Below are 218 nucleotides of genomic sequence, written 5' to 3' on the forward strand. Positions count from 1 at the left end.
GTGTGGTGATGGTCCTGGTGGTCCAGCCTTCCCCGCCTAATCCGAGCCCGGCAATACACGGCCCGTTTTTGACAAAAATGCTGGTATCAATGGCATTCGCCATCTGGTTCATGTTGTCGATATTGCGCGAGTGCATCGCTGCTGTGTGATGGCAGCCGCCTTCAAGGACCACCGCCAGCGCAATGGCTTCCGCCACGTTGGCGACGCGCACGCCAGGC

General features: G+C 59.6%; 1 pseudogene. It reads right to left on the bottom strand.

Features of this window, described 5'->3' with window-relative positions:
* Positions 1 to 218, bottom strand: a pseudogene (locus tag F0Q32_RS25960) (aldehyde dehydrogenase EutE); the annotation flags it as partial.

The organism is Pseudocitrobacter sp. 73 (assembly GCF_008369545.1).
GTDB lineage: Bacteria > Pseudomonadota > Gammaproteobacteria > Enterobacterales > Enterobacteriaceae > Pseudocitrobacter > Pseudocitrobacter vendiensis.